Source organism: Actinomyces ruminis, assembly GCF_002154335.2.
In the GTDB taxonomy this organism is placed as follows: Bacteria; Actinomycetota; Actinomycetes; order Actinomycetales; family Actinomycetaceae; genus Actinomyces; species Actinomyces ruminis.
On the sequence record NZ_MTPX02000032.1, the window covers coordinates 14,130 to 27,131 of the forward strand.

The following is a 13,002-nucleotide window of genomic DNA, read 5'->3' on the forward strand; positions in this document are numbered from 1 at the left end:
TGGCGCGGTCCGGCGCGCGGGATTCCGCGGTACCGGGCCGCGCCACGATCATGTGCGGGTGCCTGGGGGTGTTATTCGAGCCCGAGCTGGTCGAACTCGCTCAGCGCCTTGTCCCAGGAGGAGTCGGCATCGTCGGTATTGTCGACGTCCACGCGGGTGAGCGCGTCGGTGACGACGGTGGTGATGGCGAAGAAGTTCGTGCCCTTGTACGGGGAGATCTCGATCTTCTTGGACATGTCGGAGTAGATCTGGCCGATTGGGGCATCGTTGAAGAACTCGTTGGTGTAGTCCAGCAGGGCCGGGTCATCCAACGCCTCGGTCTGCGAGGGGAAGTTGCCCTTGGTCTGGAAGGCCTTGATCTGCTGCTCGGGGGCCGTCAGCCAGTCGGCCAGCGCCTTGGCCTCCTCCTGGTGCTCGCCCTGGGTGGGGACGGTCAGGTAGGAGCCGCCCCAGTTGCCGCCGCCGCCGGGGAAGACCGGGGCCACGTCCCAGCCCTCAACGCCTGCGGCGTTGCCCTCAACCACACCGAGCATCCACGGCGGGCAGAGCATGGTGGCGAAGCGTCGTTCTGGAAGGCGTTGACCCAGTCTTCACTCCACTGCGACAGACCCGCAGACAGGCCGGCGTCGGACTGCTCGAGGATCGTGTTGTAGGTGTCGTGAATGGTGTCGTTGGACTTCAGTGGCATGACGGAGTCGTCGTCGTTCTCGAAGGGGTTCTCGATCTGGTTGATCATGCCTGGTAGGTGCCGGCCGCTGAGTCGTACCACGGAATGCCGATGGCGTCGACGAACTGCTTACCAACCTCGAAGTAGTTGTCCCAGTCTCCGTCCAGAAGCTCGGCGACCTCATCGCGGTCGGTGGGTAGGCCGGCCTGCTCGAACAGGTCGGCGCGGTAGCACACGGCCTCCGGGCCGGCGTCGGTGCCGTAGCCGATGAGTTTGCCATCGGCGGTGGTGGCCGGGGCGACCTTGAACTCGGGCCAGCGGTCGGCGACCGAGTCGGAGGACAGGTCGACGAACTGGTCGGAGTACTGCATGAGCTCGGGCAGCCAGTCCATCTCGATGGCCTCGACGTCGGCCAGGCCCGAACCCGCGGCGAGGCGGGTGTTCATGTTGTCACGGGCCTCGTTGGAGGTGGCGGCCTTCTTCTCGACGACCTTGATGTCGGGGTTCTGCTTCATGTACTCGTCGAGCAGATTGTCGTAGCCGAACTCGTTGAACGTGGCGATGGTGAGAGTGATCTGGCCGCCCGCGTCCGTGTCTGATGACCCGGAGCCTCCCGAGCCGCAGCCGGCGAGTGCTAGCGCGCCGACGGCGAGGACGCTGAGGCCGGCCATGGCCTGCTTTTTGAACACGATGACTCCTTTGTTGGGATGCGCGGCGCAGCACTGCGCCACGGGTGTTCGTTTGAGAGCGCTCTTGGGTTGGCCTCCCTTGTATGAGAGCGCTCTCAAAGGGTGGGTAAATCATGACACACTTTCGCCCCGGCGTCCACTCTCGGAGGCTGTGGCGGCCCGCAGCCTCACGTGACCGGCTCGCGCGTGAACTGCATCCGAGAACATGGTGGCCAGCCCCCGAACCACTCACCCGCCTGTGTCCTGCACGACCCCGGGCCGCGTTCCACGACCTTGGTGCCTGTTGCACGACCACCCTGGGGTCGTGGAAGGTGCACCAAGGTCGTGCAGTACTGTCCAAGGTCGTGCAACGCCACCCCGGCCCTCGAAACTGGACACCACCACCCCCGAAGAAGACCTCTGGAAACGCAGGGGATGGGCCGGACGAACCCGCCAGCAGGCCAGCCCAACCCGCAGGCATCCGGGCCAGACGCGGTGCAACAACGCGGCGCAGCAAGTGGGGGCCCGCCCAAGCTGGTCGCTGGACCCGACGGCCTTGACGACCGCGCTCAAACCCCGGCCGCTCCCGGGTGGGGCGGCGGCGGGCGGCTCAGCGTTGAGCCTGGGCGGATTGGTGGGAGCGCCAGGAGCGCAGGCCGGCTTCACCGGCGGCGATCGCGCCGAACAGAACGCCCGCAATCGGCCAGATCATCACGTGATGCCCCAGTCGGAGGAGATGAAGGACCAGGCCAGGAAGATGGCCACGCAGCCGATCCAGTATGGCCCGGCGATCGCCTCAATGAACGGGGAGTCTCCGGGGTTGCGCCAGGTGGGCGCGGCATCGGCGGGGCGGCCCTCCTCGGTGACGGTCGTGTGCGTCATGGATGCCCAAGTGGTCGGCAGGAAGATCCGCAGCCCGAGCGCCACTATGAGTAGGGTGACGGTCAGACCCAGCAACTGCTCGCCGCCATTGTGGTCCTGGAGCAGAATGCCGGCGCCCAGCACGGGGATGGGGGCCAGGATCCACAGGGCGACGGCGATGACCAGCGCGCGCGAGCGTGTTGCCTCGTGTTCCAGGCGCAGCCGCGCCGCCCAGGCGGAGACGACTGGATTACGCGTGAACTTGCCGTTCGTGAGGTGGGTCAGGCCCATGAATGCCCGATGGCGGCGGATGAACAGGGTCACGGCCAGGGCCACCACCACCAGGGTGAGGGGAAGGCCTACCGCAGTCGCCTGGTCCTCATTCAGGGGGATGAGTCCCAGTCCGTCGTCGGACTGGGACAGGCCGAGGGCCAGAAACAGCGGCGCCGCCGCCAGCACGCACAGGGCCACGCCAATGCCGAGTAGGGCACCGGTGGTGCGGCGCGCCTCGGCCAGGGCCTGGGCCTCCGGCAGGGTGATGACGGGGTACTCCGACGACGTCGTATCGGGCATGGTCGGGGCTGAGACGGGCGTGCCTGCCGGGACTGCGACGGGCGTATCGGCGGAGCGGCATTCGCTGCGGCGCCGGCGTCGCGAATGTCGGGAAGGATGCCGAGCACGGGTGCCAGTTCCTCCAGGTTGCCGAAGTCGGTGATTACCTGGCCTACGGCCTCGTTGTGAGACTTACCGGAGGTGACGGCGTCGGCGTAGGCGTCCTCCATCATGGCGTGGAGCTCCCGCTTGGCCTCCGACAGGCGCGGGGTGGCGGGGTAGGGAGCGAACATGGCTTCGAGGAAGGTGTCGATGGCATCCATCAGAGTTCCTTGTGTGTCTGAGATCCGGTCGGGCGGGTGCCTAGCCGGGTCGGCTGTGGGCGGGTTGTCTTGTGTGACATGTGTCTGGGGCGGTGATTGTGCGGTCAGGGCGACGTCGATATGTCTGAGTTGGGAGCGCGCTGCGCGAAACGGTCGATGAGGGCCTTGGTGTCCTCCCACTCGGCGAGTTTGTCCGCCAGGTGGGTGGCGCCGGCGTCGGTGAGTTGGTAGTAGGTGCGGGGCTTGCCTGACTCGCTGGTGTTGGCGAATGAGGAGACGAGCCCTGTGGATTCCAGGCGCTTGAGTGCGGAGTACAGCGTGGTCTGCTTGATCGTGTACTGCTCCTGCGCCACCTGGGTGATGGTCTTGGCGAGCTCGTAGGCGTAGGAGGGGTGATCGCGCAGGAGGGTGAGCACGATCAGGTCGATGTAGCCGCGTATGGCGTCGGCGCTAATCATGGCGGCGTTCCTCGAAGCTGCCCGGCCGCGGTGGTCGGCCGCAGGGCGTGACGATGTCCATACGTACAACGTACTACGACAGGCGTAGTACGTCTAGTGTTCTATCGCCTGTCGGTCCCCGTCGCGACGCCGACGTTCACGGTCAAGACATGGATGCAGTGCAGCCCATCCCCGGATTCCTCCCGTCCTACCCGCCCAACGACGGCCCCGCGATCCTGCGGACCATCGACTCCCACCCCGACGTCGACACGATCGACGCCGACGAGGTCGCCCTCGGCCTCGGGCGGGTGTCCGGCGGGCTCACCGCCGCCCGGGTGCACCGCCTGATTGCCGACCTCGGCGAGGCGGCCGACGTCGTTGGGCTCACGGTGGCCGAATACGTTCCCCGCGAGCTGCTCGCCCTGGGGGCCGTCCTGGCGGGATTGCCGCTGGTCACCGACTGACGGGGGCGCGGACGGCCGAGCGGTCTCGGGTGACGTGACGCTCAGTGATGTGAAAGACGGCGAGGTCGGGGCCGCGCACAGCCGGAGCACAGCGCCGGGCTCTAATCTTGGGCACATGGCCTTCGCATCGGCGGCAGCAGCCGCATCGCTTCGCGCCCTCGCTTTCTCTGCCGCGCTGAGCGCCGACACCCCGACGGATTCCGCGACGTCCACGGCCACCGATGGCGCCTCCGAGGCCGCCGAGGCCGTCGTGGAGGCAACCGCAGACGTGTTCTCGCTGGCTTGGCGCGCCGGACTCGGCGCGTTGATCGGCATTGCCCTGGTCTTCATCCTCGTCGTCGTCCTACGCGCCATGGGGCGACACCGAGTGATGTATGCCGAGCTCATCCGCTTCTGCCGCACCCCGATGTATGTGATGGCTGCCCTTGTCGGCGCCTTCCTCGGCGGGCAGGTCGCCTTCTTCGACCTGTCGCAGCCGGACTGGGCACAGTTCGTGCTCCACGCCCTGCTCATCGGCATCATCCTGGCCTCCACCTGGGTGGTGGTTGGAATTGCCAAGGCCATCGAGTCGTCGATCGTGATTGGGGTGCGCTCCCACGGCGACGTCGGCCGCACCAAACGCATCACCACTCAGGCGCAGGTGCTGCGCCGCGTGGCCGAGGTCATCATCGTCATCTGCGGACTCGTCGGGGTGGCCATGACCTTCCCGTCGGCGCGCGTGGCCATGGCCTCCCTGCTGGCCTCCGCCGGGCTGGTCTCCGTAGTCGCCGGTCTCGCCGCCCAGTCCACCCTGGGCAACCTCTTCGCCGGCATCCAGCTGGCCACCACCGACGCCATCCGTGTGGACGACGTCGTCGTGGTGAACGACGAGCAGGGCTTCATCGAGGAGATCACCCTGACCTACGTGGTCGTGCGCGTGTGGGACGGACGGCGCCTGATCTTCCCCTCCACCTACTTCACCCAGAATCCCTTCGCCAACTGGTCTCGGCGCGGCAGCCAGCTCACCGGCACCTTCACCATCGACCTGGACTGGCGCGCGCCCGTGGCGGCCCTGCGCGCCGAGGTGGAACGGATCCTGTCCGGCTCGGCCGTGTGGGACGGACGCGTCGCCTCCGTGGACGTCACCGACACCTCCGCGGGCACCGTCACCGTGCGGATAGCCGTGTCCGGCGCCAACAACGCCGACGTGTTCACCCTCCAGTGCCAGCTGCGCGAGGAACTGGTCGCCTGGCTGCAGCGGGAGGCCCCCTACGCCCTGCCGCGCACCCGTGTTGAGGTCGACAACGTGGATGTCACTCACGACCCCACGCCGGAGAAGGTGGCGCGGCTGGCCGAGGAGCTCGTCACCTTGCAAAAGCCCGATGGTGAGGCGGACGTCGTCGTGGAGGAGGCCACGGCCGTACAGCGCCCCGTCGCAGATGATCCGATTGAGGCCGCGCGCCTGCGCGCCGTCGCCAAGGGACGGGCGAAACTCCGCCGGGCTCGGCGCGACAAGGTCCGGCGGCGTCGCATACTCGCCCGGGATGCGGCGCCGGGCGGCGCTCCCGACAGCGGCGGCACCGCCGGGTCCAGCCGCCGGCCGGTGGACACCGGGGAGGCGACCGGCGTCATCTCCACCCAGGAGCAGCAGGCCTACCTGGACTCGGCTCAGCCCGCCGATGCCTCCACCGGCAAACTCGGCCTGGGCAAGTCCACCACGGATGCCGACGAGGCCGACGACTGACCGCTGAAGACGCCTTCACCGCAGTGTTGTGTGAAGTCGATGTCAACGACGACTCATGTAGGTGTTCACCACCCGGCGGGCCAGGTCCGTCCCTTCCAGCTCGCGCAGCAACTCCAGATGCGGGAACCGGACTGCCTCGCCCTCGCCCCGGTAACGGGTGATCTCCGCCCGTTCATCGAAGGCGGGGCGGCCGGGCATGGAGCCGTCACGTACGAAGCCGAGCCAGTCTCGCTGTGTGATGGCCATCGCCCGGCGGTTGTCAGCGGTGATGGGGATGCGCATGCGGTCCAGGTTGCCGAAGAAGATCGCCACTTCCGCGCCGTGATAGGCGCCGCGCAGGCCGCGGTAGAGGTTGGGGACGTATTCGAAGCGGTAGCCGTAGACCCTGGTGTACGCCGCGAAGCGCTCCATCAGGTTCAACGCCGCGCTGTGGAAGACGAGTAGCTCCATCATCTTTATCTGCAGGTCCGGAAGACTCACTGCCTCCGGGCGCAGCGAGGCGGCGATGGGTTCGGCCCAGGACCCGTACAGGCGCGCGGCGGCCCGCTCGAACTCCTCCTGTGTGGTGGCGATGCCCATGCGTCGGTACCACAGGGGGAACTCGATCATGGAGAACTCGTCCGCGGTGGAGCCCACCAGCACCGGCACGTGGGGGAAGGCGCCCTCGCTCAGTACCTTGCGCGGATCGACTTTGAAGAAGGGCTGATCCATGGTGGTGGACAGGGCCATAGTGGGCTGCGTCAGGCGCAGCAGGCGGCCCACCGGTGCTGTGGTCAGCTGGTGATAGTCGCGGATGCGGTTCGCCTCCAGGAGACGGGTGAAGGCCTCCCATTCACTGGCGGACTCCAACGGTTGCGGGGTGGCACGTTGCCCGCTGCACAAGATGAGTCGATGGAACAGATCACGGTTGTCCGGGTTGAGCGCCTGGTAGAGGGCGTACTGGGCGCCGCCGCAATGACCCATCAGGGTGATCCGGTCCGGGTCGCCGCCGAGGACGGAGATATTGGCCTTCACCCAGCGGAGCGCCGCCTGCTGGTCCAGTGGGGCCCGGTCGCAGCTGATCCGGTCGCCGTCGACCACATGCAGGTGCCCGAACACGCCGATCCGGTAGGTGACGGTGACCACCACGATGCCCTGCTCGGCGAGGTGAGTGCCGTCGTAGATGGGCAGGGTGCCCGAGCCGCAGTCGCCGCCGTGGATGAAGACGAGTACCGGCTTCAGTGGCTCCGGACCGGAGGTCCACACGTTGAGCCGCAGCGAGTCCTCGGTCTGGAGATCCCGACGCGGCTGCCACTCGGGACGCAATTGGAAATGACGCAGGAACAGGTTGATGAAGCCCGGCATGAGTCTTTGCGGGAAACACTGGCCGCGTCCGGAATTGACGAAGCCGTCGCCCGAGCCGGAGATCACGGGCTCCGGCTCCTGGAAGCGTTCAGCGTGGGCGTAGGGGATGCCGAGGATGCGGTAGACCGGGGCGCCGTCGTCGGCGGTGGAGCCCACCCGTTCGGCCCGGAGCGTTCCGATCGCGGTGTGGAGCATCGTGACTGCGTTCCCTTCGTTGTTGTCATCGGTCTGAGCCCTCAATGGCGACAAGGATCCGCCGCGGGATCTGCACCGGTCGGCGTGTGCTTCCGGCCCGTTGCGGCATTGCCCCTCCTGTGTCCGCGACTCATTCCCGTGTGTAACCCACGCCTTAGATAACGATGTTATCTATATAAATAAGGTGAGGCAATCCTTAAAATGTCGGTGGCGGTTGTTCGGCGCTGTGTGCTTGGCTGTGGGGAGCGACGGGTCCACGATGGATCCATGAGCACCTCAGACCATCAGGACGCCGCCGGTCCCCGCCTCGACCCCGCCGCCATTGCTCGCACCGACGCCGAGTGGCGGGCCGCGCTCAGCCCGCTGGAGTACCACGTGCTGCGCGAGGCCGGCACCGAGCGCCCCTACACCGGGGCACTGCTCGATGAGCACCGCGAGGGCATCTACCGGTGTCGCGCCTGCGGGGCGGAGCTGTTCCGCTCCGCCACCAAGTTCGACTCCCACTGCGGCTGGCCCTCCTTCTACGACCCGTCCCGCACCGACGCCGTAGTGCTGTCCACGGACACCTCTCACGGCATGGTGCGCACCGAGGTGCGCTGCGCGGCCTGCAACAGTCATCTCGGGCACGTATTCGACGACGCCCCCAGCACTCCTACCGGCCAGCGCTACTGCATGAACTCCGTTAGCCTGAGCTTCGAGCCCGACGCAGACTCCGCCGAGGCGTAGCCCCGGCCTGGCGAGCATCCGCGCCGCGCTGTCGAAACCGGTAACGCCAATAGGAGGCCCAACGTGCTGCGCGTGCTGACCCTGAACCTGCAACATGGTCAGCCCGGCGTCGGCGCGGGCGACGGGACCGCGGCCAGTGGCTCGCTGGCCGGTGCCGACATCCGTGACCCCGCTATCGCCCGCGCCGTGCTGGCGGCCTTGGCGGAGCAGATCGCCGAGCTCGGCCCCGACGTGGTCGCACTGCAAGAGGTCGACCTCGGTCAGGCCCGCTCCGGGCGGCTGGATCAGGCGGGAGTTCTGGCCGAGCTGCTGGGCTGGCGCTATCACCGCTTTGCCGCCGCCTATGCGGGACCCGTCGCCGGCCTGCGTCGCCGCCCATTGCGCGCCGCCCTGACCGATCCCGCCGACGACGTGCTCGGCCCGGCCCGCGCCGTGCTCGGCCAGGGGCCGGTCGGCTTCGGCAATGCGTTGTTGAGCCGGTACCCCATCGGCACCTGGCGGGTGATGCGGCTGGGCCGCGGTCCCGCCAGCCTGGTGCGCCGCGGCAACCCGATCGACCCGCGCTCCTACCGTCTGTTCACCGCCACCGCCCGCAATCTGCTGGCCGCTGGGCTGGAGCTGCCGGAGCATGCATTACCCGGTGTCGGCGTGCTCAATGTGGGCGTCACCCACCTGGCCACCCGCACGGACACGGCGTGCCGGCAGCTGGGCGCCGCCTGGGACGCCTTGGCCGCCCTCCCCGGCCCCCACCTGCTTGCCGGCGACTTCAACTTGCCGACCGAACAGGTGGCAGCCCTCGGGGTGGCCCGGATGCTCGGCGACGGACCCACCTTCCCTGCCGCCCGTCCGACCCGTCGCATCGATCACTTCCTGACCGACCCTCGGCCCGCCGCTGCCGCTGCGACGCCACCGCCAGCGGCCGAGTCTGCCGGTGGAATAGGCCCTGCGCCGGGGGAGTCGCTGCGCGCCGTCGGCGGCGGGACTCGCACCTTCGTCGTCTCCGACCACGCCGGGACCTGGATCGACCTCGAACCGGTCGGCTGAGAGCGGGTGAGGAAGACCAGTGGCCGACGTCGTTGGGGGCCTGGCGGTCTTCGCCGTCGTCATCGCGGTGGGCTGGGTGCTGGTGCGCACCGGGGCGGTGCCCGTGGGATCCGACACCGTCCTGACTAGGCTGTGCTTCTTCGCCGCTACTCCCGCCCTGCTGATAACCACGCTCGTCGACGCCGACCTCGAGGCCGTCACCTCGGTGGGCACCGCCGTCGCCGTCGGGGCCGAACTGCTGGGGCTGGCGACCGCCTGGGGCGTGCATCGCTGTCTGCTGCATCGCCCGGTGGCCGAGGCGATGATCGGGGCACTCGCCTCCGCCTATGTCAACGCTGCCAATCTGGGCATCCCGGTGCTGGTACTGGTGCTCGGCGACGCCACCGCGGTCGCTCCGATCCTGCTGCTGCAACTGCTGGTGCTTACCCCACTTGCCTTCACCGTGCTGGATACCGTGACCCGCCGCGGCAGCCCCTCCCGCTTCGCCACCTACACCCTGCCGCTGCGCAACCCGTTGGTGCTCGCCGTGCTGGTCGGCGTGCTGGTGAACCTGAGCGGCTTCGACCTGGGTGCCGCCCTGCGCGGGCATCTCGCCGAGTTACTCGACACGCTGGGGCGGATCGCTGTGCCCTGATGATGCTCTCGCTGGGTATGAGCCTGGCCGCCTCCCGACTGCGGCCGCCGCAGAGCATGGTCGGCGCGCCGAAATCCGGCCAGGCCGGAAGTGCCGAAGGGACGGGTGGAGCCGCGCCCCGCGTCGTCAATGTGCCGCCCGAGCCGGTGCACGATGCTGCCAGTCGCACCGCGCTGCGCTGGGCGGTGGCTTGGAAACTGCTGGTCGTGCCCGGCCTGGCGGTGGGGCTGGGGCTAGCGGCCGGGTTGCGCGGCGCCGCCCTGTTGATGCCGGTGACGACGGCGTCACTGCCGACGGCGCAAAACGTGTTCATGTATGCCTCCCGCTACGGGGTGTCCAAGCCTCTTGCCCGCGACGCCGTGCTGCTCACGACGGCGGGATTCGTGCCGGTGGTGCTCCTGGCCGCGGCGGTGCTGTGAAGCGTTGACGCCGACGTCGGCATGTGTGCGGCAACGGTGCGATGGGCAGGCGAGGCCGCGGTTCGTTATCAGGTCAAGCCGTCAGGAATCCCCGCAGCCCGCGCTCCAACAGCACCTCACGTACCTCCGCCACGATTTCGCGCATACAGCGTTCGGCCTCCTGAGCGTCTCCCGCCGCGATGGCCTCGGCGAGGCGGAGGTGCAGTTCGAGAGCTTCGGGCTCGGGCGCCTGCAGGCCGCCGTCCAGACGGGTCCGACCGGTGAGAACTTCGGCCACCACATCCGTCAGGGCCGCGAAGGTGTCATTTTGGCTGGCCTCCAGTACCAGGCCGTGGAAGGCAATGTCGGCGTCGAGATACGAAGCGACTGCTCCCGTGCGGCCGCGCTCGCGGATGGTGGCGGCGAGGTGCAACAGCTCGGCGCGCTGCGGTTCGGTCGCGCGCCGGGCCGCAGCCGCAGCAGCCACGGGCTCGACGGCGGCACGCAGTTCAGTGAGCGCGCCGAGCTTGGGGCCGTCGGGGGAGGCCTCCAGTTGCCAGCGGATCACCAAAGGAGACAATGCGGCCCAGTCCTGCGGCGGACGCACCACCGCGCCGGTGCGGCGGCGAGACTCGACCAGGCCCAGCGATTCCAGGGTGCGCATGCAATCGCGGGCGAGCGTGCGCGAGACGCCGTAACGCGTCTGAATGGACTCCAAAGTGAGCGCCTCTCCCGGGCGCACTTGGCCCGAGGCGATCGCAGTGCCGAGCGCGTCGAGAATGTCGCCGCACAGGGCTGAGGCTGCATGGATGCTCCTGGAAAGGTGGTCTGGCTGTGTGGGGTCGTCGGCGGCCCCGGCTGGCTTGGAATCGCGATGATAGCGGCATCGGCGTGGGCTGGCGAAGGCGTCAGGTGAGAGGCTGGACGAACGACAACTCCCACCTAGGGGCCTAGGTCCCATTTAAAAATAGTACGTAACTATCATAATCATAGTACGTATGGCCGACAAAGGAGTCTGAGGAGAGCGCCGTGAAACAAGCGGTCGAGCATCTGGTGCTCATGGGCGTCGCAGGTTGTGGGAAGACCACTGCCGCCGCCAATCTCCATGCCGCGTTGGGTTGGCCGGTGGCCGAAGCGGATGATTTCCACCCGCAGGCGAACATCGACAAGATGTCCCAAGGCGTGCCGCTGACCGACGCGGACCGCCGCCTGTGGCTGGAATCCCTGCGTGACTGGATGAGCGAGCAGGCGGCTGCCGGTAGGAAGACCATCGTCACCTGTTCCGCACTCAAGCGGATCTACCGGGACCTGCTCTCCCAGGCGGACGGGCGCGTCTTCTTCATCCACCTGGTCGCCCAGCAGGACGAGCTGCGCGAGCGCATGGAGCACCGAGCAGGGCACTTTATGCCCCCGAGCCTCCTGCCCTCGCAATTCGCCACCCTCGAGCCTCTGGCCGACGACGAGGACGGCGTCACCGTGGTCTCGCGCGCCACCCCCGAAGAGACCTTTGAGGCGATCCTCGCGGCGCTCGAGGTCGCCGCGCCGGCCTGACCGCGACCACTTCCCGTTTCCCACACATCTTCGCCACGGAGACAAAGACAATGACGTACACAGTCCTGACCGCCGCGGATGCGGTGCCGCAGGCACACTGACCTGCAACTGATCCTTGCCGCACTGTTGGGCATCGCAACGATCGTCGTGCTGATCGTCTGGAGGAAGGTCCATCCATTCCTGGCGCTCACCCTCGGATCGGCCGTACTCGCCTTTAGTGGCCGGAGTCCCGCTGGCCGACACCTTCACGGCCTTCACCTCCGTTTTGGGCTCCACCATCGGAGACGTGGGCACCATGATCGCCTTCGTCGTTGGCATTCCACTCTTCTTCGAGGTGGGCATCGTTCTGCTCATTCCCGTGGTGATGATCGTTGCCCGGCGGGCGCGCTGTCGGCTCACCTCATGGCTCGCTGGGCGCCGATCGAGGCCACTGAGCCGCTCGGCGGCAGCTAGCAGGAGCGCAGCGGCACACGCCCCTCCTTCGGCGTATCCATCGGGGTGGTGCTACTGCCGGGGCTGCTAATGCTCATGCACACGGTGGTCGAAACGGCGGTGCCGGAGGAGTGGAGCAATCCGATCGTTGACTTCGCCCTGTTCCTGGGGCAGCCCATCGTGGCCCTGCTGCTGACCGTGCTGCTGGCGATCCTCGTGTTCGGTGTGCCTATGGGTGACACCGCCGATGAGATCTCCGCGCGCGTCGGTGGCGCACTCGGGCCCATTGTCGGAGTGCTGCTGATCGTGGGTGCCGGCGGCGAACTGGCGACTTTCAGGGTCCATTCAGACCTGGGCCGGAAGGTGTGTAACTCCTGGAGGCCGGGACTGAATGCCGTGGGAAGTTAACCGGAAAAGCATGGGTAGGCGGTTGCTTTACCGTATCCGGGGGAGATGGCTCTCACAGAGGAGAATTCCTGATGTATGTTGATTCCAGGCGTTTAGGGCGCCGGCACTCCATGCGGTGATTGCGGCGTCGAGTGCATCGCTTCGCACTACATGAAGGGAATGCGTCATGGGTGAGCTCATTGGAATGATCGTATTTGGCGGCATTATCGGCGCCCTGGCCAGGCTGATTATGAGGGGTGACCAGAATCTGTCAATTCTGTGGACCATTGTGCTGGGGGCCGTGGGTGCGCTGGTCGGCGGCTGGCTGGCGGGGGCGCTCGGTGTGGCCGAAACCCCGGGCATCGACTGGATCCGCTGGCTCCTGTCGCTGATCGCCGCCATGATCGCGATCTACATCTACCTGGCCGTCGCCCGCAGGCGGTGAGGCGCGGGCGTGGCGAGACGGTGTGCAACCGCCTCGCCACGCACTGTGCCGGCTTTCAATTCCATGCCCTATATGCTCGGGCTCACCGTTAACGTTCATGGGTGTGTTCGCGTAAATGGGCTTGGCCAACGATCTTGCCCGCTCCATTGGA

Annotated in this window: 15 protein-coding genes and 1 pseudogene; 9 read left to right on the forward strand and 7 right to left on the reverse strand. The window is 67.6% G+C overall.

Annotation, left to right across the window (positions count from 1 at the left end; genetic code table 11):
* Window positions 1–71: 71 nt before the first annotated feature.
* The 5 genes from BW737_RS16690 to BW737_RS05065 all read right to left on the reverse strand — a co-directional run bounded on the left by BW737_RS16690 (window position 72) and on the right by BW737_RS05065 (window position 3,529).
* Window positions 72–524, reverse strand: a complete 453-nt coding sequence (locus BW737_RS16690; RefSeq protein WP_218961785.1) for an extracellular solute-binding protein — start codon at window positions 522–524, stop codon at window positions 72–74.
* Window positions 434–736, reverse strand: coding sequence for a hypothetical protein (locus BW737_RS16695; RefSeq protein WP_218961786.1), 303 nt, complete (start codon window positions 734–736; stop codon window positions 434–436). Before BW737_RS16695 ends, BW737_RS16690 begins: the two co-directional genes overlap by 91 nt.
* Window positions 733–1,356 (reverse strand): ABC transporter substrate-binding protein, encoded by a 624-nt coding sequence (locus tag BW737_RS16700; protein WP_218961787.1) that lies wholly within the window; start codon window positions 1,354–1,356, stop codon window positions 733–735. The genes BW737_RS16695 and BW737_RS16700 overlap by 4 nt, the downstream gene beginning before the upstream one ends.
* Before the next feature lie 1,223 nt (window positions 1,357–2,579).
* A complete protein-coding gene (locus BW737_RS16705; protein ID WP_218961788.1) occupies window positions 2,580–3,071 on the reverse strand; it encodes a permease prefix domain 1-containing protein in 492 nt (163 codons plus the stop codon).
* A 104-nt stretch (window positions 3,072–3,175) separates the two neighbouring features.
* Window positions 3,176–3,529, reverse strand: coding sequence for a PadR family transcriptional regulator (locus BW737_RS05065; RefSeq protein ID WP_086615447.1), 354 nt, complete (start codon window positions 3,527–3,529; stop codon window positions 3,176–3,178).
* A gap of 149 nt (window positions 3,530–3,678) precedes the next feature.
* Here BW737_RS05065 and BW737_RS05070 point away from each other — a divergent pair, with 149 nt between their 5' ends.
* A complete protein-coding gene (locus BW737_RS05070) occupies window positions 3,679–3,972 on the forward strand; it encodes an arginase family protein (RefSeq protein ID WP_143233280.1) in 294 nt (97 codons plus the stop codon).
* A gap of 115 nt (window positions 3,973–4,087) precedes the next feature.
* A complete protein-coding gene (locus tag BW737_RS05075; protein ID WP_086615449.1) occupies window positions 4,088–5,695 on the forward strand; it encodes a mechanosensitive ion channel family protein in 1,608 nt (535 codons plus the stop codon).
* Between the two features lie 42 nt (window positions 5,696–5,737).
* On the opposite strand, the gene BW737_RS05080 is transcribed toward BW737_RS05075, so the two are convergent.
* On the reverse strand, window positions 5,738–7,234 hold the full coding sequence (locus BW737_RS05080) for a carboxylesterase family protein (RefSeq protein ID WP_086615450.1): 1,497 nt from the start codon (window positions 7,232–7,234) through the stop codon (window positions 5,738–5,740).
* 267 nt (window positions 7,235–7,501) lie between these two features.
* On the opposite strand from BW737_RS05080, the gene msrB reads away from it, so the two are divergent.
* From msrB to BW737_RS05095, 3 genes and pseudogenes are all read left to right on the forward strand, one after another.
* Window positions 7,502–7,960, forward strand: coding sequence for a peptide-methionine (R)-S-oxide reductase MsrB (msrB, locus tag BW737_RS05085; protein WP_180272067.1), 459 nt, complete (start codon window positions 7,502–7,504; stop codon window positions 7,958–7,960).
* 63 nt (window positions 7,961–8,023) lie between these two features.
* Complete coding sequence (locus BW737_RS05090; RefSeq protein WP_086615452.1) at window positions 8,024–9,004, forward strand: endonuclease/exonuclease/phosphatase family protein; 981 nt, start codon at window positions 8,024–8,026, stop codon at window positions 9,002–9,004.
* A gap of 19 nt (window positions 9,005–9,023) precedes the next feature.
* Window positions 9,024–10,057: pseudogene (locus BW737_RS05095) on the forward strand (AEC family transporter).
* Window positions 10,058–10,130: 73 nt separating this feature from the next.
* Here the strand turns inward: BW737_RS05095 and BW737_RS05100 are convergent.
* The gene (locus BW737_RS05100) at window positions 10,131–10,817 is read right to left on the reverse strand and encodes a FadR/GntR family transcriptional regulator (RefSeq protein WP_257210498.1); all 687 of its coding nucleotides are present in this window, start codon (window positions 10,815–10,817) and stop codon (window positions 10,131–10,133) included.
* Between the two features lie 248 nt (window positions 10,818–11,065).
* Here BW737_RS05100 and BW737_RS05105 point away from each other — a divergent pair, with 248 nt between their 5' ends.
* The 4 genes from BW737_RS05105 to BW737_RS05115 all read left to right on the forward strand — a co-directional run bounded on the left by BW737_RS05105 (window position 11,066) and on the right by BW737_RS05115 (window position 12,851).
* Window positions 11,066–11,587 (forward strand): gluconokinase, encoded by a 522-nt coding sequence (locus tag BW737_RS05105; RefSeq protein ID WP_086615454.1) that lies wholly within the window; start codon window positions 11,066–11,068, stop codon window positions 11,585–11,587.
* A 217-nt stretch (window positions 11,588–11,804) separates the two neighbouring features.
* Window positions 11,805–12,110, forward strand: a complete 306-nt coding sequence (locus BW737_RS19830) for a GntT/GntP/DsdX family permease (protein WP_420835705.1) — start codon at window positions 11,805–11,807, stop codon at window positions 12,108–12,110.
* Window positions 12,086–12,427, forward strand: a complete 342-nt coding sequence (locus BW737_RS19835) for a GntT/GntP/DsdX family permease (RefSeq protein ID WP_420835706.1) — start codon at window positions 12,086–12,088, stop codon at window positions 12,425–12,427. Before BW737_RS19830 ends, BW737_RS19835 begins: the two co-directional genes overlap by 25 nt.
* A gap of 166 nt (window positions 12,428–12,593) precedes the next feature.
* Entirely contained in the window at window positions 12,594–12,851 is a 258-nt protein-coding gene (locus BW737_RS05115) for a GlsB/YeaQ/YmgE family stress response membrane protein (protein WP_086615455.1), read from the forward strand.
* Window positions 12,852–13,002 lie beyond the last annotated feature (151 nt).